This window comes from Flavobacterium flevense, from assembly GCF_900142775.1.
GTDB lineage: Bacteria > Bacteroidota > Bacteroidia > Flavobacteriales > Flavobacteriaceae > Flavobacterium > Flavobacterium flevense.
This window is the reverse complement of sequence record NZ_FRCC01000006.1, coordinates 79099-103629: the sequence shown is the minus strand read 5'-3', so window position 1 is coordinate 103629 and position 24531 is coordinate 79099. Positions and strand designations below refer to the sequence as shown.

Annotated in this window: 23 protein-coding genes; 20 read left to right on the top strand and 3 right to left on the bottom strand. The window is 34.7% G+C overall.

The annotated features are described in order from the left end of the window. The first annotated feature begins 16 nt into the window (after nt 1–16). The 13 genes from BUB89_RS11375 to BUB89_RS11315 all read left to right on the top strand — a co-directional run bounded on the left by BUB89_RS11375 (nt 17) and on the right by BUB89_RS11315 (nt 13196). Complete coding sequence (locus BUB89_RS11375; RefSeq protein WP_073245167.1) at nt 17–1372, top strand: glycoside hydrolase family 28 protein; 1356 nt, start codon at nt 17–19, stop codon at nt 1370–1372. Between the two features lie 62 nt (nt 1373–1434). Continuing rightward, nucleotides 1435–1773 carry a cupin domain-containing protein gene (locus BUB89_RS11370; protein ID WP_073245164.1) on the top strand — a complete coding sequence of 113 codons (339 nt, stop codon included), beginning with the start codon at nt 1435–1437 and terminating at the stop codon, nt 1771–1773. A 32-nt stretch (nt 1774–1805) separates the two neighbouring features. After that, nucleotides 1806–2474 carry a 3-keto-disaccharide hydrolase gene (locus tag BUB89_RS11365; protein ID WP_073245162.1) on the top strand — a complete coding sequence of 223 codons (669 nt, stop codon included), beginning with the start codon at nt 1806–1808 and terminating at the stop codon, nt 2472–2474. Between the two features lie 121 nt (nt 2475–2595). After that, nucleotides 2596–3375, top strand: coding sequence for an O-methyltransferase (locus BUB89_RS11360; RefSeq protein WP_073245159.1), 780 nt, complete (start codon nt 2596–2598; stop codon nt 3373–3375). A gap of 106 nt (nt 3376–3481) precedes the next feature. Then, on the top strand, nt 3482–4183 hold the full coding sequence (locus BUB89_RS11355; protein ID WP_073245157.1) for an ABC transporter ATP-binding protein: 702 nt from the start codon (nt 3482–3484) through the stop codon (nt 4181–4183). Between the two features lie 187 nt (nt 4184–4370). Further along, a complete protein-coding gene (locus BUB89_RS11350) occupies nt 4371–4940 on the top strand; it encodes a cob(I)yrinic acid a,c-diamide adenosyltransferase (RefSeq protein ID WP_073245154.1) in 570 nt (189 codons plus the stop codon). 209 nt (nt 4941–5149) lie between these two features. After that, on the top strand, nt 5150–5371 hold the full coding sequence (locus BUB89_RS11345; RefSeq protein ID WP_007138072.1) for a DUF2795 domain-containing protein: 222 nt from the start codon (nt 5150–5152) through the stop codon (nt 5369–5371). 77 nt (nt 5372–5448) lie between these two features. Further along, on the top strand, nt 5449–8796 hold the full coding sequence (gene secA / locus BUB89_RS11340; RefSeq protein WP_073245151.1) for a preprotein translocase subunit SecA: 3348 nt from the start codon (nt 5449–5451) through the stop codon (nt 8794–8796). Nucleotides 8797–9147: 351 nt separating this feature from the next. Beyond that, nucleotides 9148–9687 (top strand): hypothetical protein, encoded by a 540-nt coding sequence (locus BUB89_RS11335; RefSeq protein WP_073245149.1) that lies wholly within the window; start codon nt 9148–9150, stop codon nt 9685–9687. A gap of 260 nt (nt 9688–9947) precedes the next feature. Next, a complete protein-coding gene (locus tag BUB89_RS11330; protein ID WP_073245146.1) occupies nt 9948–10538 on the top strand; it encodes a hypothetical protein in 591 nt (196 codons plus the stop codon). An 856-nt stretch (nt 10539–11394) separates the two neighbouring features. Next, nucleotides 11395–11676, top strand: a complete 282-nt coding sequence (locus BUB89_RS11325) for a type II toxin-antitoxin system RelE/ParE family toxin (protein WP_073245141.1) — start codon at nt 11395–11397, stop codon at nt 11674–11676. A gap of 11 nt (nt 11677–11687) precedes the next feature. After that, nucleotides 11688–11987: a HigA family addiction module antitoxin gene (locus tag BUB89_RS11320; RefSeq protein WP_073245138.1), complete on the top strand. Its 300-nt coding sequence runs from the start codon at nt 11688–11690 to the stop codon at nt 11985–11987. A 354-nt stretch (nt 11988–12341) separates the two neighbouring features. Next, on the top strand, nt 12342–13196 hold the full coding sequence (locus tag BUB89_RS11315) for an SGNH/GDSL hydrolase family protein (RefSeq protein WP_073245135.1): 855 nt from the start codon (nt 12342–12344) through the stop codon (nt 13194–13196). Between the two features lie 109 nt (nt 13197–13305). Here the strand turns inward: BUB89_RS11315 and BUB89_RS11310 are convergent, their stop codons facing one another. Beyond that, the gene (locus BUB89_RS11310) at nt 13306–13587 is read right to left on the bottom strand and encodes a hypothetical protein (RefSeq protein WP_073245131.1); all 282 of its coding nucleotides are present in this window, start codon (nt 13585–13587) and stop codon (nt 13306–13308) included. Between the two features lie 247 nt (nt 13588–13834). Between BUB89_RS11310 and BUB89_RS11305 the strand changes: the two genes are divergently transcribed. Next, the gene (locus BUB89_RS11305; protein ID WP_073245129.1) at nt 13835–14206 is read left to right on the top strand and encodes a DUF1801 domain-containing protein; all 372 of its coding nucleotides are present in this window, start codon (nt 13835–13837) and stop codon (nt 14204–14206) included. A 30-nt stretch (nt 14207–14236) separates the two neighbouring features. On the opposite strand, the gene BUB89_RS11300 is transcribed toward BUB89_RS11305, so the two are convergent. Continuing rightward, entirely contained in the window at nt 14237–16024 is a 1788-nt protein-coding gene (locus BUB89_RS11300; protein WP_073245126.1) for an SLC13 family permease, read from the bottom strand. A 240-nt stretch (nt 16025–16264) separates the two neighbouring features. Between BUB89_RS11300 and BUB89_RS11295 the strand changes: the two genes are divergently transcribed. Both BUB89_RS11295 and BUB89_RS11290 read left to right on the top strand, forming a co-directional pair. Next, the gene (locus BUB89_RS11295; protein WP_073245123.1) at nt 16265–17257 is read left to right on the top strand and encodes a bile acid:sodium symporter family protein; all 993 of its coding nucleotides are present in this window, start codon (nt 16265–16267) and stop codon (nt 17255–17257) included. A gap of 264 nt (nt 17258–17521) precedes the next feature. Next, a complete protein-coding gene (locus BUB89_RS11290) occupies nt 17522–18250 on the top strand; it encodes a sulfite exporter TauE/SafE family protein (protein ID WP_073245121.1) in 729 nt (242 codons plus the stop codon). Nucleotides 18251–18568: 318 nt separating this feature from the next. On the opposite strand, the gene BUB89_RS11285 is transcribed toward BUB89_RS11290, so the two are convergent. Beyond that, the gene (locus BUB89_RS11285; protein ID WP_073245118.1) at nt 18569–19126 is read right to left on the bottom strand and encodes a DUF4494 domain-containing protein; all 558 of its coding nucleotides are present in this window, start codon (nt 19124–19126) and stop codon (nt 18569–18571) included. Nucleotides 19127–19410: 284 nt separating this feature from the next. Here BUB89_RS11285 and BUB89_RS11280 point away from each other — a divergent pair, with 284 nt between their 5' ends. The 4 genes from BUB89_RS11280 to BUB89_RS11265 all read left to right on the top strand — a co-directional run bounded on the left by BUB89_RS11280 (nt 19411) and on the right by BUB89_RS11265 (nt 24379). Beyond that, the gene (locus BUB89_RS11280) at nt 19411–20037 is read left to right on the top strand and encodes a TetR/AcrR family transcriptional regulator (RefSeq protein ID WP_307723321.1); all 627 of its coding nucleotides are present in this window, start codon (nt 19411–19413) and stop codon (nt 20035–20037) included. Beyond that, entirely contained in the window at nt 20027–21361 is a 1335-nt protein-coding gene (locus BUB89_RS11275; protein WP_073245113.1) for a TolC family protein, read from the top strand. Before BUB89_RS11280 ends, BUB89_RS11275 begins: the two co-directional genes overlap by 11 nt. 12 nt (nt 21362–21373) lie before the next feature. Next, on the top strand, nt 21374–22453 hold the full coding sequence (locus BUB89_RS11270) for an HlyD family secretion protein (RefSeq protein ID WP_073245111.1): 1080 nt from the start codon (nt 21374–21376) through the stop codon (nt 22451–22453). Nucleotides 22454–22798: 345 nt separating this feature from the next. Then, on the top strand, nt 22799–24379 hold the full coding sequence (locus BUB89_RS11265; protein WP_073245109.1) for an MDR family MFS transporter: 1581 nt from the start codon (nt 22799–22801) through the stop codon (nt 24377–24379). Nucleotides 24380–24531 lie beyond the last annotated feature (152 nt).

Genomic DNA, 24531 nt, shown 5'->3' with positions numbered 1-24531 from the left:
ACTATTTCTAAAAACCATGAAAAAAGCCAGCATTACACTTTTATTTATATTTTCAGCCTTATTTATACATGCACAAAGCAAAGTAGAACATAACGTTTATGATTTTGGTGCAAAAGGAGACGGAATAACAAATGACCAAGCAGCCATTCAAAAAGCAATTGATGCCTGTAAAGAAAAGGGTGGAACAGTTGTTCTGGAAAAAGGCACTTTCTTAACAGGTCAAATAGTTTTGGTAAACAACTTAACATTAAAAATTGATGCTTCAGCCACTCTTTTAGGAATTAAATCTGATGATGAAAAAGACTATCCACATCATCTTATTGATACAAAATATCCTAATCGAATGCTAGAAGATTGCCAGAGAAGATTAATTTACGGAAACAAAATTAGAAATGTGACCATAACCGGCGGCGGAACCATTAATGGGCAAGGTGATTATGAACCCTGGATGCATGTAAAAGAAATTGGTACTGAGAAAGACCGGCCTTCTATACTGGCATTTGTTGGCAGCAACAACATTACCGTGTCTAATCTGACACTTATTAAACCTGCTTGCTGGACTCAGGTTTATATTGAATCCAATAATATAACTATTCAGAATCTAAAAGTAAACACAGGACAACTTACTCCTAATCGCGACGGAATTGATATTGTGGATTGTCATAATGTCCTTATCGAAGACAGTTCTATTGCATCAGAAGACGATGGAATCTGTTTTAAAAGCGGTAGCGAATATGGTTGTAAAGACATCATTGTAAGAAGATGCATTTTAGACAAACTAAACGTAAAAGCAGGCAATTGCTTTAAATTAGGGACCGACGGTTTAGGGGGCTTTATGAATTTTGATGTTTCAGAATTGATTCTGAAAAATGCGTATCAGAATTCAGCTTTCTGTATCGAATCGATGGATGGCGCGGTAATCGATAATTTAAATTTTCGCGATTGCCAAATTACAAATTGCGGACAAGCCATTTTCATCCTTTTAGCAGACAGACAAAGAACGGTACCCGATAGAAAAACCCGTATTGGGGCTATTTCAAATATAACTTTCAAAAATATACATGGATCTGATTTCACGCAACAATATCCTTCCATCATCACCGGAATAAAAGGTCATAATATCCAAAATGTAACTTTTGAAAACCTAAATTTCGAATTAAAAGGTGGTATCCAAACCACCAACCAAACAGTAATGGAATACGATGGAAAATATCCCGAAGGAAGTTATTTTGGAAACACGAATGCCTTTGGTTTTTTCATCAGACATACCGATGCTGTTACTTTTAAAAATTGTGAAATAACTGCAAAATCAGAAGATAAAAGACCTTGGTTAGTGCAGGAAGATGTTAAAAATGTTTATCAACTAAATTAACTGAACATTAGAATAACCCAATTTTATTTTAGTACTTTGAGCCTTCTTTTTTACAAACAACTATGGAAGTAATAAAAAACAATGATGGATTTGAAGCAGTCAATTCCAATCCGTCCTTAATGCGAAAAGTGGTTCATCTGGATCATTTAATGGTAACAATTATTGAATTCCTGAACGGACCCATGGAAAATCCGGATCCACCACATAAGCATGTTCACGAACAAATTACGTATGTGGCTTCGGGTTCCTTAAAATTATTTGTGGAGGACAGAGAATATTTTTTAGAAGAAGGAGATGTTTTCAAAATTGAATCCAATTTAAATCACAGCATCCAAACCCTATCCGAATATGTGAAACTGGTAGACAGTTTTACGCCTCTTCGGGAAGATTTTATTTCGTAGCATTTCCAATTTAGAAAATAAAAAATACTCTCATGATTCACTTATATCGTTTCTTATTTATTGCTGTATTGCTGCTTTCGCAAAAAAATAACGCCCAACAAATTGCTCTTTTTAACCAAAAAGACTTAAAAGGCTGGTATGCTTTTGGGGAAGAAAAAGGAAAAGTAAGCAATGCCGCTGAATTATTTTCGACAGAAGATAATATGATTCGAATGTATGGACCTAAAGCAGGTTACCTGATGTCAGAGCAATCTTTTAAAAATTTTAAATTAACAGTTGAATTCCGCTGGAATACTGATGCTCAATTTACTAGAAAGAACAACAGCAAAAACAGTGGTGTAATGTACTTAGTTCCATCAGAAACTCCGGATGTTTTATGGCCAAAAGGGATTCAGTTCCAAATAAAAGAAGGCGCTACCGGTGATTTTGTCTTACTTCAGGAGGTCACTTTAAACATCAATGGTAAGAAAACCGAACCCGGAAAAAGTGTCGTAGCCAAACGTTTTGCAGATGCCGAAAAAGCTGTTGGAGAATGGAATACTCTTGTTGTGACTTCTAAAAATGGTGTGATTACTCAGCAACTAAACGGTAAATTAGTAAATCAGGGAACAGCATCTTCCGTTACCGAAGGTCGGATTTTATTGCAATACGAAGGTTTCCCTATTGATTTTAGAAAAGTCACTATTAAAAAATACAAATAATACAAAAACTACACCGTTTAAAAACAACCGCAAATTTCACAAATTTTCACAAATCAATTTGCGCAATTTTATGAAATTTGCGGGTTAAATATTTTTGCTTAATTCAATCCTCTAACAATCCATGTTGTTCCAAATTAAAGCGTATCTAAAATTCCTTTGGCATTCTAAAAACGAACATGCGGTGCACTCCCCTTTTGTTTTTAATTTGATTACCAAATGTTTTTACGACAAAAAAGTAAAAAAAGAATATACAATTTTAGAAGAATACCGCAACGCACTTTTAAAAAACAAAAACACGATTGAAGTCACTGATTTTGGTGCAGGTTCAAAAGTTTTTAAATCTAATACAAGAATTATTGCTCAAATAGCCAAAACAGCAGGAATCTCTAAAAAACGTGCTGAATTACTATATCGAATTGTCCATTATTTCCAACCGGAAAATGTATTAGAACTGGGAACTTCGTTAGGATTAGCGACTTCTGCTCTGGCGTTAGGAAATAAAAACGCAAAAATAATTACACTGGAAGGTTGCCCAAATACAGCAAATCAATGTCAATTGCAATTGCAAAAATTCAACATCAATAATGTAACATCTGTCGTAACTGAATTTTCGACCTACTTCTCTACTCCTAACTTCCCACTTCTAACTTTCCATTTCATCTACTTTGACGGCAATCATTCTAAAAAAGCTACTTTAGACTATTTTGAACTTTTATTACCTACAGTTACTAACGATTCTGTCTGGATTTTTGATGATATTCATTGGTCAGCCGAAATGGAAGAAGCCTGGGAAATTATCAAGAAACATCCAAAAGTTTCGGTAACCATTGATACATTTCAATGGGGGTTGGTTTTCTTTCGAAAAGAGCAACCCAAAGAACATTTTACCATTCGAACCTAATTATTGTTTTATAAATCATAAGATTTTCACAATATTATCCACTTATTAGTAAATGATTTTTTAGATTTGGTTTTCCAAAGGAAATTCTAAATCGAGACCTGAAATTATGAGCAAACCATTAATAAAAATATCGGATATAAAACGAAATTTTGTACTAGGAAACGAAATTGTTTATGTTTTAAAAGGAATTAATTTAGAAATCAATAAAGGTGAATATGTGGCGCTGATGGGTCCGTCCGGATCCGGAAAATCAACTTTAATGAATCTTTTGGGCTGTTTAGACACTCCCACATCAGGAACGTATATCCTAAACGGAAAAGATGTGAGTAAAATGAAAGATGATGAACTGGCCGAAATTCGCAACAAAGAAATAGGTTTTGTTTTTCAAACTTTCAATTTATTGCCTAGAACTACAGCATTAGACAATGTGGCATTACCTATGATCTATGCCGGGCATTCAAAATCAGAACGCAACGCCAGAGCTACAGAAGTACTCCAACAAGTCAATCTTGCCGACAGAATGGATCATCAGCCTAATCAGCTTTCGGGAGGACAACGCCAGCGTGTGGCTGTGGCTCGTGCTTTAGTCAACAAACCTTCGATTATTCTTGCCGATGAACCTACCGGAAATCTGGATAGTAAAACTTCGGTAGAAATTATGAATCTTTTTAACGAAATCCACGCCAATGGCAATACCGTAATTCTGGTAACTCACGAAGAAGAAATTGCTGCTTATGCTCACCGAATTATTCGCCTGCGTGACGGAGTGATTGAAAGCGATACTTTGAAGGCAGAGATTAGAGGTTAGAAGTTAGAGGTTAGAAGTTAGAAGTTAGAGGTTGGAAGTTAGAGGTTGGAAGTTAGAAGGCAGGAACATGATAGGAGAAATTAGAATAATTACACCGATTTAAATAATCTGCGAATCTGTGGTAATAAAAATCAGAAGACTAAACTTAGCATCTCAGCAACTTAGATGCTTAGAATCTTAATAAAAAATGAAAATATATACTAAAACAGGAGACAAAGGCAGTACGTCGCTTTTTGGCGGAAGCCGGGTTCCTAAAGACCACATCAGGATTGAAAGCTACGGAACTGTGGACGAATTAAATTCCTATATCGGACTAATCAGGGATCAGGAAATCGATGCGCATTACAAAGCTATTTTAATCGAAATTCAGGATCGCCTGTTTACTGTGGGAGCTGTTTTAGCAACACCCGAAGACAAAACAGTTTTAAAAAACGGAAAGGCCCGATTGCAAAACTTAGGGATTATTGAAGCTGATATTGAATTGCTGGAGAATGAAATTGACGCTATGGAAACCAAATTGCCTCAAATGACACATTTTGTATTGCCAGGCGGACATCCTACTGTGTCACATTGTCATATTGCACGCTGTATTTGTCGTCGTGCCGAACGCCTTACTGTACATTTAAGCCATAATGAAACTGTTCCTGAAATAGTTATTAGTTATTTAAACCGACTTTCTGACTTTCTATTTGTATTGGCACGAAAGTTGTCCGATGATTTGAACGCTGAGGAAGTAAAGTGGATTCCGAGAAAGTAATCAGATTGCAAATTACAGAAGGCAGAATTGAATAATTAAACAACAGAATTGCAGTAATTCTAAATAGATTTCACTATTATCAACCTGAAATCTAATATCTAAAATCTGCTGTCTGAAAACACGTTCTTAACTTTTTTTAAAATAAATGATTTTTTACTTGTCTTTTTCAGTAAAAAATTTATTTTTGCACAAAACTAAATCGACAAAAGATGTATTGGACATTAGAATTAGCATCCTATCTTAGCGATGCCCCATGGCCTGCTAACAAAGACGAACTTATTGATTACGCTATACGTGCAGGAGCTCCACTAGAAGTAGTTGAAAACCTACAATCTATTGAAGATGAAGGCGAGATATACGAGTCAATGGAAGAAATTTGGCCTGATTACCCTACTGACGAAGATTATCTTTGGAATGAGGATGAATATTAAAAACTAAGAAAAAGTCTCAAAAGAGGCTTTTTTTTTGGTTCACTATAGAAATAAATTAATTTGAAATACAAACCATTATGAGTTTCATAAACAGCATTATTAAAGCTTTCGTCGGAGATAAATCCGAAAAAGATGTAAAAGCTTTACAACCTTATATCAATAAAATAAAATCTTTTGAAAGTCAGTTAATCACTTTATCGCATGATGAATTGAGAAACAGAACGGCTTTTTTTAAAGAAACAATTCAGGAGGCACGCGCTGCTCTTGATACCAAAATTGCTGCTTTAAAAGCTGAAGTTGAAAGCATCGAAGATATTGATAAAAGAGAAGATATTTATGTAGAAATTGATACGCTTGAAAAAGAAGCGTATGCTATTTCTGAAAAAACTTTAATGGAAATTCTTCCGGAAGCTTTTGCAGTAGTGAAAGAAACAGCAAGACGTTTTAAAGACAATAACGAAATTACAGTAACTGCTACGGCAAAAGACCGTGAATTTGCAGCTACAAAAACCTATGTAAGTATTGAAGGAGACAAAGCCATCTGGTTAAATAAATGGAATGCTGCCGGTAAAGAAATTACTTGGGATATGATTCACTATGATGTTCAGCTGATTGGTGGTATGGTATTGCACCAGGGTAAAGTTGCCGAAATGCAAACAGGGGAAGGAAAAACATTGGTGGCAACCCTGCCTTTATATTTAAATGCATTAACCGGAAACGGAGTGCATTTAGTAACCGTGAATGACTACTTAGCTAAACGTGACAGCACCTGGAAAGCACCTTTATTTGAATTCCACGGTATGACTGTAGATTGTATTGACAATCATCAACCCAACTCTGAAGGCAGAAAAAAAGCCTATGACGCAGATATTACTTATGGTACTAATAACGAATTTGGTTTTGATTACCTGAGAGATAACATGGCACATTCGCCATCTGATCTGGTTCAAAGAAAACACAATTTTGCTATTGTCGATGAGGTCGATTCGGTATTAATTGATGATGCCAGAACGCCATTGATTATTTCGGGACCGGTTCCTCAGGGAGACCGCCACGAATTCAATGAGTTGAAGCCAAAAATCGAAACGCTTGTTGGTTTACAACGTCAATTAGCAACAGGATTCCTGACGGAAGCTAAAAAATTAATCAAAGAAGGAAACACTAAAGATGGTGGTTTCATGCTGTTGAGAGCTTACAGAAGTTTGCCTAAAAACAAAGCCTTAATTAAGTTTTTAAGTGAAGAAGGAATCAAACAATTGCTTCAAAAAACCGAAAACCAATACATGCAGGACAACAACCGCGAAATGCCAAAAGTGGATGAAGCCTTGTATTTTGTTATCGAAGAAAAAAACAATCAGGTAGAACTGACTGATAACGGAATCAAATTCCTTTCAGGAGATACTGATGCTGACTTTTTTGTGTTACCGGACATTGGAACTGAAATTGCCAACATCGAAAAACAAAAATTAGACAAAGACGCTGAAGCGGAAGAAAAAGAAAAATTATTCCAGGATTTCAGTATCAAAAGTGAGCGTATCCACACTTTGACACAACTTTTAAAAGCCTATGCTTTATTCGAAAAAGATGTAGAATACGTGATCATGGACAACAAAATCATGATTGTCGATGAGCAAACAGGTCGTATCATGGACGGTCGTCGTTATTCTGACGGGTTGCACCAGGCGATTGAAGCTAAAGAAAACGTAAAAATCGAAGCTGCAACTCAGACTTTTGCAACGGTAACTTTGCAAAATTACTTCAGAATGTACAACAAACTTGCCGGTATGACCGGTACAGCTGTTACTGAGGCTGGCGAGCTTTGGGAAATCTATAAATTAGATGTAGTTGAAATTCCAACTAACCGTCCTATTGCAAGACATGACAAAGAAGATTTTATCTATAAAACTACCCGTGAAAAATTCAATGCCGTTATCGAAGATGTAACCGAATTGTCTAAAGCAGGTCGTCCGGTTTTGATTGGTACAACTTCTGTTGAAATTTCCGAATTGTTAAGCCGAATGCTGAAAATGCGTGGGGTAACACACAACGTTTTGAATGCTAAAATGCACAAGCAAGAAGCGCAAATTGTTGAGGAAGCAGGAAAAGCCGGAGTGGTAACTATTGCAACAAATATGGCTGGTCGTGGTACCGATATTAAATTATCCGCAGAAGTAAAAGCTGCCGGAGGTTTAGCCATTGTAGGTACAGAGCGTCATGATTCGCGTCGTGTAGACCGTCAGTTGCGTGGTCGTGCCGGTCGTCAGGGAGATCCGGGAAGTTCTCAGTTTTATGTTTCTCTTGAAGACAACCTGATGCGTTTATTCGGTTCTGAAAGAGTGGCTAAAGTAATGGACCGTATGGGACTGGAAGAAGGTGAAGTAATCCAGCATTCGATGATGACTAAATCTATCGAACGTGCTCAGAAAAAAGTAGAAGAAAACAACTTTGGTGTTCGTAAACGTTTATTAGAATATGATGACGTGATGAATGCACAGCGTGAAGTAGTTTACAAGCGTCGTCGTCACGCATTGTTTGGAGAGCGTTTGAAACTGGATATCGCAAATATGCTGTACGACACCTGCGAATTATTCGTTCAAAATACTAAAGCGACTAACGATTATAAAACATTCGAGTTTGATTTAATTCGTTATTTCTCCATCACTTCTCCGGTAACAGAAGCTGAATTTACCCGTTCAACAGAAATCGAATTAACCGGAAAAGTATACAAAGAAGCTTTAAAATATTATACTGAAAAATGTGACCGCAGCGCCAGAGAAGCTTTCCCTATCGTTAAAAACATTTTCGAAGATCCAAACAATCAGTTTGAGCGCATTGTGGTTCCGTTTACCGATGGTGTAAAAACCCTAAGCGTGGTAACTGATTTGAAAAAAGCTTACGAAACTGAAGGGAAACAATTAGTAGCTGACTTTGAGAAAAACATCACTTTATCAATTGTAGATGAAGCCTGGAAAAAACACTTGCGTAAAATGGACGAATTGAAACAATCTGTTCAATTAGCCGTTCACGAACAAAAAGACCCATTGCTTATCTATAAATTTGAAGCCTTCAACTTATTCAACAGCATGTTGAACGGCATCAACAAAGAAGTAATTTCATTCCTGTTCAAAGGTGATTTACCACAACAATCAGCTCCTGAAATTGAAGAAGCCAGAGAAGTTGTGCGTCCAAAAGAAAAATTACAATTGAGCAAAGACGAAATCCCAAATAGCGAAAGCATGAACCGCGAAGCTGGCGAAACTCAGCAACGTCAGGTAACGGAAACAATCGTTAGAGATATGCCAAAAATCAATCGCAACGATACCGTAACCGTTCAACAAATAGCGACTGGAAAAACAGAATCTATGAAATTTAAAAAAGCAGAAAGCTTATTAGCAACCGGCGAATGGGTTATTGTTAACGAATAGTTTCACAAAGCTGTATTGAGTTTGCAGTTTGCAGACTACATAAATTTAGAAATCCCCGATTACGAAAGTAGTTGGGGATTTTTTTTTTATTATGAACTTGTTTCAGAATCTTTTCTATTTTAGGAGCAGAAGTTTTTGTTTTTTGAATAACGATCCCTCCCGCTTTCGCCTTTATCTCTTCGCTACGCTACGAGGATATCGGCTCTATCGGGGCTAGTAAATAACGTTTTATTTCCAAAATGAATTTTGTAAGAATATTTTAATATATTTGAGAATAAATAAAGTAGGTTGTTTGTCATATATTAATTACTTAGTAGCATTATTTTAAAGTACACAATAAAAAAGGAATTTATGAGCTTTGATCCAGAAATTTGGGGTACTGTTTCGGACTGGGTAATGATTTTCGTTACAGCAGCGACGGGGCTACTTTTATATCTCACATTAACTGCTCAATTACGAATAACCAAAATTGAGCAGTACAGACATAAACTAAATATTCAACCATATTTTTCCGCAAGGATTGATAACTTAAGAGTAGAAAAAAAAGATGGTGTGTACACGGCTGTTATATTTTTAAGACTAACAGTTGAAAATCATAAATGTTTGCCTTTAAAATATGAATTGATTGAAGAATATGAGCTAGTAAAAACTCAAAAAGAATTACACACAAACTATCTAGGTGTTGGAGAAGAATTAATTCACTTTCCCGTTTTAAGGATTTTATCTGAAAGTGAAGACAATATTTTAAACAACCGATACATAGCATCGTCAGACTTATATTTTTACTTTCAAGATGCTGATGGTAGAAAATACAAGCAAAAATTTCAGATAACAATATATAATGGAGAAACAAAAATTTATCGCAGGGATCCTGTTGAAGTTTACGAATAAATAAAACAAAACATCAAATCACTAAGATATGTTTAAACGTTAACACCGGATCGCTCAGAAATCCACAAACGCTAGCGCAGAATTGTATTCTGTGCCCGCTACAATGAGTAAAACACTTTGTAGAGTTACTGGATGAGATTCCTCCTTCGTCGGAATGACAAAAATGGGGTTACTGAGACTAAAAAAATCTGTGGAAACCAATCCACAACGTTATGTGATATTTTAGAAGAAAATGGAATTTAGTAAAAATAAATATATAAATGAAAAAAATTTTAGCACTCCTATTTTTAGGATTAAATCTTAATGCCAATTGCCAAACTGTAGGAGTTGAAAAGACATTTTTCAGCATACAAACGGGACTTTCGGGAATTTGGATAAATAACGAAACCAAACTTTCTAATAGTATTGCATTAAGAAGTGAAATTGGAATTGAATATGATTTTTTTGTTGGAGACCAATATGATGGAGCTGGATTTATTTTACAACCAGTTTTGACTTTAGAACCTCGATATTATTACAATTTAGAAAAGAGAAATTCCAAAGGAAAAAAAATATCTAAAAACAGTGGTAATTATCTTTCTTTAAAAACAAGTTATCATCCAGATTGGTTTGTATTAAATTTAGATGAGAATATTACAAAAACTGCCGACTTATCTATTATCCCAACATGGGGAATTAAGCGTCAAATTGGATCCAATTTTACTTATGAAACAGGTTTAGGTTTAGGTTATAGAATAGTTTATTTAAAACCAAACTACTATAATGGCACTTCACAGAATGTAGATGATGTATCTACAAATAGGAATCAATATACTCCTTATTTACATTTAAGAATAGGATACACATTTTAATACATATAAAAACATCACCTAACACTACTACAAGGATTTGGGCAATTGACTTAAATGGAAAGTTGGTTTTGCATCTGGGATGATTTGTCAAATTTGGCTCGGATATGCACAAACGCTACCGCAAAATTGTATTCTGTGCCCGCTACCTACAATGAGTACAACACTTTGTAGAGTTACTTGATGAGATTGCTTCGTTCCTCGCAATGACAAAAATGGGTTACTGAGACTAAAAAAATCTGTGGAAATCCGTTGCATCTGTATCATCTGTGGTCGATTTCTTTAACAAATAAAATTAACGTATTAAAAGCACTTTGTAGAGCTACTGGATGAGATTGCTTCATTCCTCGCAATGACAATATTGCGGAGGAAATATGTTAACTCGGATATGCACAAACGTTAGCGCAGAATTGTGTTCTGTGCCCGCTACAATGAGTAAAACACTTTGTAGAGTTACTTGATGAGATTCCTCCTCCGTCGGAATGACAAAACTGGGGTTACTAAGACTTAAAAAATAGGTGACAATCCGTTGCATCTGTATCATCTGTGTTCCATTTCTTAACAAAGAAAATTAACGTATTGAAAAAACTTTGTAGATTTACTGGATGAGATTGCTTCGTTCCTCGCAAGATTGAGAGAATAACGATGTTGAAACAAATCTTAATTTTTACTATTGCCAAAGCACTTCCACAATCTTGTCCTCCCGACGGAGGAGGGAACTCCACAATACTGATTACTAAACTAACTGTAATGAAATGCGCTGTTCTAAAAACGTATCTACCTCATATGGTTGTATAGCACCTCACTTGATAATTCAAAAAAAATACTTACCTTTGGCGTTAGTACTAAAGTTTAGTTCATGATAATAGATTTTGGAAATAAAGAAACTGAGAAAATTTGGAATGGTGTTCAGTCAAGAAAATTACCTTCAGATATTCAAAATGTAGCTAGGCGAAAACTGAGAATGATTAATAATGCACAAAACATTAATGATCTTAGGATTCCACCAGCAAATCGTTTAGAAAAACTCAGTGGAAATTTATCTGAATTTTATAGTATTAGAATCAATAATCAGTGGCGAATAATTTTCAAATGGGAAAATGATACTGCTTCTGAGGTAGAAATTATCGACTATCATTAAAAAAGGGAATTATGGAAACTTTAAAAAATATACATCCAGGCGAAATTCTAAAAGAAGAATTTCTTGAACCATTAGGAATTACGGCTTACCGTTTATCTAAGGATACTTTTATTCCTCAAACCAGAATTGGAGAAATCCTAAAAGGAAAGCGCAGAATCACTGCAGATACAGCTTTGAGATTATCAAAATATTTTGGAACAAGCGCAAAATTCTGGCTTGGTCTGCAAGATGATTTTGATATAGAGGAAGAGAATCATTTAAAGAAAAAAGAATTTGAGAATATCAAACCTGCAACACATAATGCAGCCTAACTCCTAATCCCGACCGCTCAGATATCCACAAACGCTACCGCAAAATTATATTCTGTGCCCGCTACGATGAGTAAAACACTTTGTAGAGTTACTTGCTGAGATTGCTTCGTTCCTCGCAATGACAAAAATGGGGTTACTGAGACTAAAAAAATCGGTGACAATCCGTTGCGTATGTATCATCTGTGATCGATTTCTTAACAAATAAAAATTAACGTATTGAAAACACTTTGTAGAGATTCCTCCTCCGTAGCAATGACAAAACTGGTGTTACTGAGACTTAAAAAAATCTGTGGAAATCCGTTGCATCTGTATTATCAGTGTTCCATTTCTTTACAATAATAAAATAATAAATCCATGAAAAACATACTAATAACTGCCTGTATTCTTTTATCGGTAAATTTTAGCGGATTTGCACAACAGCCTGCTGCAGCTGCCGTTCCAAAAGTAACATTAACAGAAAATGAAAAAACATTAGATTCCCAATGGGCTGGCAAGCGTGTCGCTTTTTTGGGTGATTCCATGACTGATAAACGCCGTGTGGGTACCACCTATGTATACTGGGAATATCTGAATGAATTGCTGGGAATAGAATCATTTGTATATGGCATTAGTGGAAATCAATGGAATCATATTTACACGCAAGCAGAAAAATTAAAGGCCGAAAAAGGAACCAACCTTGATGCAATATTGATATTTGCCGGAACTAATGATTATATGCATGGCACCCCGATAGGTGAGTTTTTTACTGAAACTACAAAGCAAACCAACCATAACGGAAAAGAAGTGACACGCAAATACAGGACTCCCAACCTGAACGACTCTAGCTTTTGCGGACGCATCAACAAAGCCATGTCCTACCTGAAAAATAATTATCCGCAACAGCAAATTATTATTATGACCCCAATTCACAGGGGATATGCCAAGTTTAACGAAAAAAATGTGCAACCCGATGAGAATTTTGCTAACGAGCGTGGTCTTTATATTGACGATTATGTATCTATTTTAAGGCAGGCTGCTTCTTACTGGGCAGTTCCGATCATTGATTTGTACACTACAAGCGGCTTGTTCCCAATGGCTGAAAAGCAACTGCAATATTTCCATAAAAAAGATACTGATCGACTGCATCCCAATGCACTGGGTGATTATCGTTTAGCAAAAACTATTCAATATCAATTACTGGCACTGCCATCTGGTTTTGTGAAGGATTAAATTAGTCTGAAAAAACAAATAAAAAACGGCGCAAACTCTATAGAGACTTGCGCCGTTTTTTATGCTTATAGCAAAAAATTAATGTAACAATCCTGATGCTTTACATTTCTTAAAATAACTTGTATATCCTGTTAATGGGAATAAGTACTCCTTGTTTTAAAACAACATTTTTATCCGTAACAGCCCAAACAGTAGTGTTTACTATTTTTTTAGATTCACTGTCCTCAAAGAAAATTTTAATTTTAGAATGCTCTAGATTCCCCAGTGCCAAAGCCCGGTTTATTTCGCTTATTCGTCTTTTAATTTCGTTTTCATCATCCAGAACATCTGTTTTTGGGAACATAAGAGTGGTAATGTTTTCTTTTTCAATTGTTGTAAATTCTGCTGTCATAATTCTAAAATTTAATTAATATCCATCGCTTATTGATACCAAATAAAAAAGCCCCTGAAGCCTTTCTTTCACTACAATAACCATGTACATAAATTTAAAAAATATCTTTTTTTAAAATGCCAAATTTTTATTAATTTTCCAACAATACTCTTAAATTATACACAATATACTAGTATTCAGTATTTTTCACTAGAAAAAACTTTAAGGATTCGCTTTTTTTCCTGATTTTTACCAAATAGTCATAAAAATGAACGATCAAATTCAGCATTATTTCCTGAGCAAGGAAGAACCTAACAGAGATTGCTTACTGGCGTTAAGAAGTATCATTCTTAAACAGGATATCCATATTACAGAAACTCAAAAATGGGGAATGCCTTGTTATTGTTACAAAAAAAAGATTTTTTGCTATTTATGGACCGATAAAAAAACAACGGAACCTTATTTATTATTAGTCGAAGGAAAACATCTTGATTTTCCTGAATTAGAAGAGGGACAACGCAGCCGAATGAAGATTTTCAGAGTTAACCCGCACCAGGATTTACCTATAGAAAGGATTGAAAATATTTTACAAAAAGCATTGGATTTATATAAAACCGGAATTATAAAATTGAAGGAGTAATCGATTTTTAACTAAGAAGAAACATCCCTTTTATAAGTACAACCAAGGCAGTAAGAAGGAAGCCATAACTAATAATACCAATGAAAGAATACTTCCTATGATCAAAAAATGCTTGAATTTATATATTCCTAAACCATAGATAATAGCATTAGTCTGATATCCCATTGGGGTATAAAAACTAAAATTAGCCCCAAACATCACGGCATACAATAAAGGTTTTGGATCCATATTTAATTTACTTGCAATGGCTATAACAATGGGTGCGATGATGATTGCGGTTGCATTATTAGACACAAAACCACTCATCAACATCGTAAAAGCAAAAATAATAGATATAATTACCGAAGCTGGAACCGACTTTAAAACGATATACAAATAATTAGCTATAAACATATCCGTACCGGTATTGTGCATGGCAATCCCTAAAGGTATCATTCCGGCTAATAGAAAAATTACCTGCCAGTTAATGCCGGTATAAGCATCTTTGAGCTGGATACATCCGGAAAACAAACACAAAGCAACCCCAAGAAGACAGCTTTTAAGAATAGAGAAAGTATTGGTTGCCGAAAGAACAATTACCAGTACAATAGCAGCAAACGAAATTACTTTTTTATAGGTTGGAATCCGGGGATTAGTTATGACAGTATTGGCAAAAAGCAAATTATCATTATTGGCAATTTTTTGAATCTCAGGCAAACTCCCTGTCAGCAAAACCCGATTTCCCGGAATAATAAACTTTTTAGAAAATATCTTTTTGAAATAATTGTCGTGATGCGAGTCCTTTTTATCACTGCTGATTCCTTTTACATACACATTATCCGGCAGTGTATCATTGAATTCTTCGATAGACATATTAATAAAGCGTGAATTGGGCAAGATAATAACCTCATGGTATTCATTTGTAAAATGTTCTTCTATTAAATCCTGATCGACACCCAAAATATTCAATCCAAGACTTTCTGTTCGCGCCGTTAGATCTTCTAAAGTTAAATCCAGCCAGAGAATATCATTCTCCTGCAAGACTTCTGATTTTAAATCGTTTTTTAAATGACGTTTTCCACGTTGCACTTTAATTAACCGAATATCATTTTCATCCCATATTTCCGTTTCAGAAGCTTTTTTCCCTATTAAACTCGAACCCGATTTTATTTTTACAGCAGTGATGTAACCAAATTTATTATGAATATCAATCTTTTCTACTTCGGGTGTTTTAGGTAAAAATTTGTTTGCCAAAATATAAATAACAGGAATCGAAACCAATAAAAAAGAGATTCCTGCAACTGAAAACTCAAAAAAATCAAAACGTCCTATACCACTTCTCCTTGAAATATCTGAAACAATCAGGTTAGTACTGGTTCCCATCAAAGTACAACTTCCGCCTAAAATTCCGGCAAACGAAACAGGTAACAAAACCTTAGCCCGATCTAATTTTCCTAACTTGTCGAGTTCATTTATTAATTTGATAAAAATAATTACTACAGCTGTTGTAGCTATAAATCCGGAGAAAAAACCAACAGTAATCATTAATAAAGGTAAAAATATCCAAATGGGCAATTTTACTATCGGGATGATTTTTTGAGCCATTAAAGAAACAACACCGTTCTTTTCCAGACTAATAGCAATAATCATCAAACATAAAATGGTTAATACTGCGTTATCCGAAAAACCTGAGATAGCTTCTTCCGGTGTAACAATACCGGTTATCAACAAGCTCGTTAATATAAAAAAAGCTGTTTTGTCCACCGTGAATTTCTCACTTATAAACAAAGCGAATGCTATAAGCAAAATCCCAATTACAACGGCTATAGTGAATGTCATGACTTTTATATTTAGAAAATTAAAAGTATCTCTTATTCGTTCTTTTAAAGTTATATAATTTTTTACAAATCTTATATTTAAAATTTAAAATATTGTAATTTTTATAATGCCAAAGCGCTATTTAGGATATAATTTGGCAAATAGTTAAAAAGCTCCCAAAATCCCGGAATAGTTAATCTGCCTTTTTGTTTGTTTTTATCTTTGCACACCTTACACTAGTTTGTAAATCAATATTGAACCATGAAATTTAAAATAGATACGTTTCTCCTTTCCATAATTACAATTGTGATTGCCGCTTATTTTTTTCCACAATGGGGAGGAAAATCCAGTCCGTTGCCCTTGGAAAACATAGGAAGTGTTGGTGTTTCTCTAATCTTTTTTTTCTATGGACTCAAACTCAGTCCCGAAAAAATAAAAACCGGATTAAAAAACTGGAAATTACACGCAGTAATACAAACCTGTACTTTTTTATTATTTCCTGTTATCGTATTGTGTTTTTATCCGTTATTACAAACTGAAAATGACAGGAACATCTGGATTGCTTTTTTATTTCTGGCCTCCTTACCATCCACCGTTTCCTCATCGGTTGTTATGGTTTCCATCGGCAAAGGAAATATTCCCGCAGCAATATTTAACGCCAGTATTTCTGGTTTAATCGGAATTGTAGTTACGCCACTCTGGCTGGGTCTTTTTTTGAATAATACGACTACTAGTTATGATTTAGGAGAAATTTACAGCAAATTGATTATTGAAGTGGTAGTTCCCGTAGTTTTAGGGCTGTTATTGCATCCTTATTGGGGTTCTTTTGCCCAAAAGTATAATAACTACCTGACCTTATTTGACAAATCCATCATTCTGTTAATTATCTACAAAAGCTTTTGCAGTTCCTTTGAAGAAAATGTATTCAGCGGAATAAATACTTTTGAATTCATGCTGATTGCTGCTGCAATTTTCGGATTGTTTTATGTCGTTTATTTCGGAATCGGTTTTGTGAGTACTAAACTAGGATTTAGTATCGAAGATAAAATTACAGCCCAGTTTTGTGGTACTAAAAAATCATTAGTCCACGGAACCGTTTTTGCTAAAATATTATTCCCTAACCCAAGTGCAATGGGAATAATTCTATTACCCATTATGCTTTTTCATGCTTTACAAATTTTTATTATTAGTTTTATAGCTACTCATGCTGCTAATCGAAAAGAGAAAAATCCGGTTTATTTATACACCAAATAACTCCTTGTTTTTCAAAAAAACTAAAAGCAAAATCAATTGTATTATTTCTTAACTTTATAAGTACAAAACATTTGTTTAACTTTTAATTTTTGCACTCATATATATCGTTCAAGAAATTTTTTATCTAAAATTTGTACTTCAAAAAGAAGCCAAAGTTTTGATGAGACCACCGATATAATCGAAGAAAGCTACCAACTGATTTTTAAATCGTCTTATGCCACACTTGCCGATTTTGGATTATAACAAGTTTAAAACAACTTAACATTGGAAAATTTAGCCTTATTTATTCTATTAGCACTATTGGCAGAAATCCTGGGTACTGTGGGCGGATTTGGCTCTTCGCTGTTTTTTGTTCCTATTGCCGGTTATTTTTTAGATTTTCATTCGGTATTAGGAATCACAGCCTTGTTTCATGTATCGAGTAATATTAGTAAAATTGCTTTTTTCAGAAAAGGATTTGATAAAGAACTGCTTATTTTCATAGGAATACCGGCAGTAATCTTTGTAATTACCGGCGCTTTTATTAGCCGGTTTATTAATCCCAAAATACTCGAAACAGCACTGGCAATCTTCCTGATTGGGACTAGTTTAGTTTTTTTATTTTTCAAAAACCTGAGCATCAAACCCACTACAACAAATTCAATTTTAGGTGGTACTTTCTCAGGATTAATTGCGGGTTTGCTAGGTACAGGAGGTGCCATTCGTGGAATGACTCTGGCAGCTTATAATCTTAAAATGGAAGTTTTTATTGCCACTTCTGCCATAATTGATTTAGCCATTGATTCCAGCAGAAGCATTGTTTACAGCTACAATGGCTATGTTCATAAACATGATTTGTATCTTATTCCTATCCTTCTTCTGGTGAGTATTGCAGGCACTTTTATTGGAAAAAAAATATTAGAACGCATCTCGGAAACACAATTCAAATCGATTGTGCTGATTTTAATTTTAATTACAGGAATTGTAACGCTTTCTAAAGTACTATTCAACTAAAAAAAGACACGAATTGCACCAATTTTTTATCTGTCTTTGGCAGATTTGTGTTCATTGATGTAATTCATGTCTAATCTTCAAAACTCTCCCACTTGTTGATAGTAGTCTTCAATTTTCAACTGATTTTGTTTCGAATTATTTAATTTATGTCAGTCACAGACTGACAAACACATCCTCAAAGTCGGAGACTTGGCGGAGCGGGATTTCGATTTTCAACTGATTTTGTTTCGAATTGTTTAATTTATGTCAGTCACAGACTGACAAACACATCCTCAAAGTCAGAGACTTGGCGGAGCGGGTATTTCTAAAACATAAGGATTAAGAAACAGCCTCTTCTTCCTCTTCAGTTACAAATTCCATGTGGTCTTCTGTTTCTGAAACAATTTCCGGTTTTGAAGCCTTAAGTGCATTGAACTTTTCTAATTGCTCTAATTCATCTTCATCTCCGCTGAAATAAGGAAAAACATCCATAATAGGCGATTCGGAAATTGCAGGAATAGTATAATCGCCCATAGTGCCTTTCATGGTGGAAACTGTATTATCATACGCTTCTTTTACATCATTAGCCTGCACTAAAAAATACATATTAGTCTTGCGTTCCTTACCGCTTTCTTCATCATAAGCCAGCAGAGAAATCTTCGATTTAAACCAGCGATCCGCATTTTCAAAAGGATGAATCTCAGCATAATTAGCCACTTTAATATTGGTAATTTTGAATTCTTCACTAATATACGCCTTCATTTCTTCATTAATTCTGCTTTCGGCTTCTGTGAAAGATATCGCATCAATTAAATAAGGTTCTGTAGTTACTTTTTGATTTCCTGTTTCGTCAGTTTTTCTATATTTTACTTTGCATTCGTACCAAATTGCGCTCATAATTTTCTTTTTTTAAGGATGCCAAAGATAACTGGCAGAGCAAAAATAAACACCAAAATATCAAAATAGATATTCACAATTTTGAATTAAAAAACTATACTCCTCATTACAAGAGATTTAAGTTTTTACATGCTTAATTTCTGCAATCTATAAGGACTTAAGGTCTTTTCTATAATGAAACTACTGCTAATTTTCAATGTTAATATTACGTTAAACAAAAATTAAACAGCTGTTTAAATTAAACAGTTGTTTAATTTTGTACTGTAATTTAAAATATATCTAAGGTGAAAACTGATTTTAATGAAAAACAAGTCCAAATTCTTCTGATAGCGGAAGCGTTATTTGCCGAAAATGGATTTGAGGGAACTTCGATACGAACAATTGCTAAAAAAGCCGAAATTAATATTGCCATGGTATCTTATTACTTTGGTTCCAAAGACAAACTTTTAGAAGCTTTGATACTTTACCGTACTTCTGATTTAAAGATTCAAATAGAAAACTTATCGGTTGAGAATTTAGATCCTGTCGAAAAAATTGACAAATTAATCGAGTTATATATCAATCGCATTCGATGCAATAAAGGAATTTACAGAATCCTGCATTTCGAATTTTCTTCGGAAGACAGAGAGACCAAAATGAAAGTCTTAAACGAAGTTCGGACTCGAAATTTAAAATCACTCGAAACCATAATTCATGAAGGTCAGGCAAAAGGAATTTTTAGAAAAGAAGTGATTATTCCGTTGATTCCTCCAACGATTATGGGTACTTTTTTCCATTTCTACATGAACAAAGAATATTTTAAAAAACTGTTGACTCTGGAAACAGACGAAGCATTCGAAAATTACATACAAACAAAACTTAAAACGCACATTCAACAAACAATAAAAGCACTTCTACTATATGAAAGCTAATCATTTACTACTCTTTGGGTTTTTATTTTTAGGAATATCAACCGCAGAAGCACAGGAAAAAAAGAGTTTAACACTCGACGAAGCCATTCATCTGGCGTGGGAGAAAAGCAATGAAGTAAATTTAGCCAATGCCAAAGTAACGACTAAGAAATACGAATTGCAATCGGTAAAAAACAATCGTTATCCTGATTTAAAAGCTTCGGCACAATACCAGCGTTTGACCAAAGCCTCTATTGACCTGAAAAATAATAGCAGTGATGAAAGTGGTTCAGACAATAAAGCACCTAATGTAGACCAACTGGTTTTAGGACAAATTAATGCTACCCTACCTATTTTCTCCGGTTTTAAATTACAAAACAGCATTAAAGTTTCGGATAATTTGTATAAGGCTGAAGCTGCTAATGCAATGCAAACCAAGGAAGAAACCGCCATGGAAGTAATTAATTATTATGTAGCATTGTATAAAGCACAAAAAACCGTTGAATTATTAAACGAAAATTACAAAAGTGCGGAACAGCGTGTGAAGGATTTTACCGAGTTAGAAAAAAATGAAATTGTCCCTAAAAACGATTTGCTTAAAACCCAATTACAGCTTTCTAAAGTGCAACTTTCACTGGATCAGGCTAAAAGTGATTTAAATGTTACAAATTACAAACTAGCAAGTCTTTTAAAACTGAATCCTGAAATAGAAATTGACATTCAGGAAAGTGATTTGGCAGCTTTTGAACGCAACAATATCCCAACAGATGAAAATCCTGCATTAGAAAATCGTAAAGATTTAGAGGCGCTTCGTTTTCAGGAAAAAGCAAGTCTTGAAAACATAAAAGTAGCGCGAAGTGGCTACTACCCCTCTCTGTCACTTATTGCAGGATACACCACATTAGATCTAAAAAACGTAGTAACGGTTCAAAATGCGATGAATTTCGGAATTGGATTGTCTTATAATATCAGTGATATTTTTAAAAACGGCACTGAGGTAAAAGTAGCCAAAAGCAAAGCAGCTGAAGTTCAGAATTCAGAAATGATGCTTACCGATTATATCAAAATTCAGGTGCAACAAGCATTAGAAGATTATGATTTAGCTGTAAAACAAAACGCAGTTTACTCTGAGGCGGTAGAACAAGCAACTGAAAATTACCGAATTTTAAAAGACAAATACGACAATGGCTTATCTGACACTAATGATTTACTGGAAGCCGATGTAGAACAACTGAGTGCTACTATTAATAAGGCTGTAGCCAAAGCCAATGTGATTCAAAAATATTACAGCGTACTGGCTGTAACAGGACAATTAACCCAAACTTTCAACCTTTCTAAAATATAATCGATACCTAAAATGGAAAAGAAAAAAACAAACAAAAAATTTATCGTTATAATAGGTTCTTTAATTCTATTAGGCGTCATATATGGTTCTTACAAATACATTCACTCCCTTTCTCATGAAGAAACAGACGATGCACAAGTAGAAAAATACATGAATCCTATTATTCCCAGAGTTTCAGGATATGTAAGTAAGGTGTACATAAAAGACAATGATTATGTTAAAAAAGGAGATACTTTATTTACTATTGATAAAAAAGATTATCAGTTAAAAATTGATGAAGCTACAGCAACATTGGCAGCAGCCGAAGGAAATTTTGAAGTATCTAAAGCAGATATTGGCAGTATTCTGGCCAGTGTATCCGTATCGGATGCTAATGTAAAATCGGCAACAGGAAATATTGAGTCGGCAAAAATTAAGTTGGGTTTAGCTACAAATGATTTTAACCGTTACAGCAATTTGTATAAAAATCATACGATTACTAAACAGCAATACGAACAGGCTCTGGCAGCCAAACAGGAAGCTGAAAATCAGGTTCGTATTTTACAACAACAACAAAGAGCAACTGCTTTTCAAAAATCGGTTACTCAGGCTAAATCTTTAGTTTCAGACAAGCAAATTGATGTTGCTTCTGCAAATATTAAAAAAGCACAGGCTTTATTAGAATCGGCTAAATTAAATTTAAGCTATACGGTTATCACAGCAGCCATTGACGGTCAGGTTTCTAAAATTGATATTCAGCCGGGACAATTGGTTCAACCGGGACAATCCTTGTTTTATATTATCAATAACAATGAAGCCTGGGTAATTGCCAACTTTAAGGAAACGCAATTGAACAAAATGGTAGCGGGTCAAAAAGTAGCTTTAAAAGTAGATGCTTATCCTGATTATGAATTTACAGGAACAGTCACTTCCTTTTCTCCGGCAACAGGTTCTCGTTTTTCTATTTTGCCTCCGGATAATGCTACCGGAAACTTTGTAAAAACCATTCAGCGTTTGCCTGTAAAAATCAGTATTGATCCAAGCAACGACATCGAAAAAGTAAAACTATTGCGTCCGGGAATGAACGTAGATGTTGATGTGCATTTAAAATAAATATAAAAGCTAATTTAATTAAAATCAAATCATTGTTATTTCTGGATTTGGTATGTCCTTAGCTTTCGCAGTCGAGTGTCAAATGTTTGAAGAATGCGTAAAAAGAAAAGTTGTTTGAGCGATAGCGAGTTCTTTTCTTTTAGCATTCGAAAACTAATTTGACCGACGAGGAAGCGTAAGACTTGATTTTTTTGTTTCTTTTTTGATCAAGCAAAAAAGAAAAATTAAAATAAAAACGGGTTTCATCCCGATAGCTATCGGGACATTTTGCTTCATTTCATTATGCAAAATACTGGAATTTAAGGTTTGATAATAACGAGATTAGACTAAAATAATAAAGAATAAATGGTACTAGCAGATGACGATTTAGTAGAATATGGCTTTAGAAGAGTAATCATAACAATTACAGCAGTACTTTGTGCTTTGCTCGAAATTGTAGATACCACTATTGTCAATGTGGCTTTGACTAATATGAGGGGAAGTCTGGGAGCCACTTTAACAGATGTTGCATGGGTAATTACTGCTTATGCGATTGCCAATGTTATTGTAATCCCCATGACAAGCTGGCTTTCGCAACAATTTGGAAGACGAAATTATTTTGCTGTTTCAATCATTATATTTACAGTTGCTTCTTTCTTATGCGGAAATGCAACGAATATTTGGGAACTAGTAGCTTTCCGGTTTGTACAGGGTTTAGGAGGTGGCGCTTTATTAGTAACCGCACAAACCATTATCACCGAAAGTTATCCCATCGCTAAACGTGGAATGGCACAGGCAATTTACGGAATGGGTGTGATTGTGGGTCCTACTCTGGGTCCGCCTTTAGGAGGTTATTTGGTAGATAATTTTTCATGGCCTTATATTTTTTACATCAATATTCCATTGGGAATTATTGCTACACTATTGACACTTACCTTTGTAAGAAGTCCTAAATATGGCGAAAAATTAAAATCAAATCAGGTCGATTGGTATGGAATCATTTTGTTAGCTACTTTCATTGGTTCGTTACAATTTGTATTGGAACACGGACAACAAGACGATTGGTTTAATAATGGTTTAATTGTAACCCTGAGTATTGTTTCTTTATTTGGATTGCTCCTCTTTATCTGGAGACAATTAGTGTACAAATATCCAATTGTGAATTTAAGCGTATTAAAAGACAGCAACCTGAGAATAGGTACTATTTTGAGTTTCATCATGGGTTTTGGACTCTATGGTTCCACATTGATTATCCCTATTTACACGCAATCCATTTTAGGCTGGACTGCTACTGATGCCGGTTTACTCTTAATTCCGGGATCGATTACAACGGCTATTATGATGCCTTTTGTGGGTAAAATGATTCAAAGAGGTGTTCCGCAGGGATATATGGTAGCAGTAGGTTTTCTGGTATTCTTTATTTTCACGCTGTTAATGTACTTTAATATGACTCCTGACACGGGTGTAGAACACATGTACTGGCCCTTAATTTTAAGAGGAGTTGGATTAGGATTACTTTTTGTACCTATTACCACATTATCACTTTCAACATTAAAAGGAAAAAATATTGGTGAAGGAGCTGCTTTTACCGGAATGATGCGACAATTAGGAGGTTCTTTTGGGATTGCAATTATTACCACATTTATCACCCGATTGACACAAACACATCGTGTAAATCTTGTTGCTAATCTGGACGGAAGCAATTATGCTGTACAAGAACGACTGGATCAGTTACAAAAAGGTTTTATGGCTAAAGGCTATTCGATCAACGAATCCCTTAAAAAAGCTTATGAGGTACTTGACTTTTCGGTTATCAAACAAAGTACCGTACTGGCTTACATGGATATTTTCCTGTATCTGGGCTTGCTCTTTTTATGCTGTATTCCTATTATTTTATTTATCAAAAAAGGAAATAACAAAATCAATCCTGCTGATGCGATGCATTAATTTTAGATTGCAGAATTTAGAAATGCCGCCTTGTTTTTCAAAACGAGACGGCATTTTTGTTTATTTATATCTTTCCTGATTTCTAAACTTATAAGCTCTATAACATTTATAGCCACTAATTTTTTTAAAAACTTATATGACTTATATGGTAA

What these genes read in the sequence shown, in the direction of transcription:
- BUB89_RS11375 (WP_073245167.1), top strand. Translation starts at nt 17, where the DNA reads ATGAAAAAAGCCAGCATTACACTTTTATTTATATTTTCAGCCTTATTT.
- BUB89_RS11370 (WP_073245164.1), top strand. Translation starts at nt 1,435, where the DNA reads ATGGAAGTAATAAAAAACAATGATGGATTTGAAGCAGTCAATTCCAAT.
- BUB89_RS11365 (WP_073245162.1), top strand. Translation starts at nt 1,806, where the DNA reads ATGATTCACTTATATCGTTTCTTATTTATTGCTGTATTGCTGCTTTCG.
- BUB89_RS11360 (WP_073245159.1), top strand. Translation starts at nt 2,596, where the DNA reads ATGTTGTTCCAAATTAAAGCGTATCTAAAATTCCTTTGGCATTCTAAA.
- BUB89_RS11355 (WP_073245157.1), top strand. Translation starts at nt 3,482, where the DNA reads ATGAGCAAACCATTAATAAAAATATCGGATATAAAACGAAATTTTGTA.
- BUB89_RS11350 (WP_073245154.1), top strand. Translation starts at nt 4,371, where the DNA reads ATGAAAATATATACTAAAACAGGAGACAAAGGCAGTACGTCGCTTTTT.
- BUB89_RS11345 (WP_007138072.1), top strand. Translation starts at nt 5,150, where the DNA reads ATGTATTGGACATTAGAATTAGCATCCTATCTTAGCGATGCCCCATGG.
- secA (WP_073245151.1), top strand. Translation starts at nt 5,449, where the DNA reads ATGAGTTTCATAAACAGCATTATTAAAGCTTTCGTCGGAGATAAATCC.
- BUB89_RS11335 (WP_073245149.1), top strand. Translation starts at nt 9,148, where the DNA reads ATGAGCTTTGATCCAGAAATTTGGGGTACTGTTTCGGACTGGGTAATG.
- BUB89_RS11330 (WP_073245146.1), top strand. Translation starts at nt 9,948, where the DNA reads ATGAAAAAAATTTTAGCACTCCTATTTTTAGGATTAAATCTTAATGCC.
- BUB89_RS11325 (WP_073245141.1), top strand. Translation starts at nt 11,395, where the DNA reads ATGATAATAGATTTTGGAAATAAAGAAACTGAGAAAATTTGGAATGGT.
- BUB89_RS11320 (WP_073245138.1), top strand. Translation starts at nt 11,688, where the DNA reads ATGGAAACTTTAAAAAATATACATCCAGGCGAAATTCTAAAAGAAGAA.
- BUB89_RS11315 (WP_073245135.1), top strand. Translation starts at nt 12,342, where the DNA reads ATGAAAAACATACTAATAACTGCCTGTATTCTTTTATCGGTAAATTTT.
- BUB89_RS11310 (WP_073245131.1), bottom strand. Translation starts at nt 13,587, where the DNA reads ATGACAGCAGAATTTACAACAATTGAAAAAGAAAACATTACCACTCTT.
- BUB89_RS11305 (WP_073245129.1), top strand. Translation starts at nt 13,835, where the DNA reads ATGAACGATCAAATTCAGCATTATTTCCTGAGCAAGGAAGAACCTAAC.
- BUB89_RS11300 (WP_073245126.1), bottom strand. Translation starts at nt 16,024, where the DNA reads ATGACATTCACTATAGCCGTTGTAATTGGGATTTTGCTTATAGCATTC.
- BUB89_RS11295 (WP_073245123.1), top strand. Translation starts at nt 16,265, where the DNA reads ATGAAATTTAAAATAGATACGTTTCTCCTTTCCATAATTACAATTGTG.
- BUB89_RS11285 (WP_073245118.1), bottom strand. Translation starts at nt 19,126, where the DNA reads ATGAGCGCAATTTGGTACGAATGCAAAGTAAAATATAGAAAAACTGAC.
- BUB89_RS11275 (WP_073245113.1), top strand. Translation starts at nt 20,027, where the DNA reads ATGAAAGCTAATCATTTACTACTCTTTGGGTTTTTATTTTTAGGAATA.
- BUB89_RS11270 (WP_073245111.1), top strand. Translation starts at nt 21,374, where the DNA reads ATGGAAAAGAAAAAAACAAACAAAAAATTTATCGTTATAATAGGTTCT.
- BUB89_RS11265 (WP_073245109.1), top strand. Translation starts at nt 22,799, where the DNA reads ATGGTACTAGCAGATGACGATTTAGTAGAATATGGCTTTAGAAGAGTA.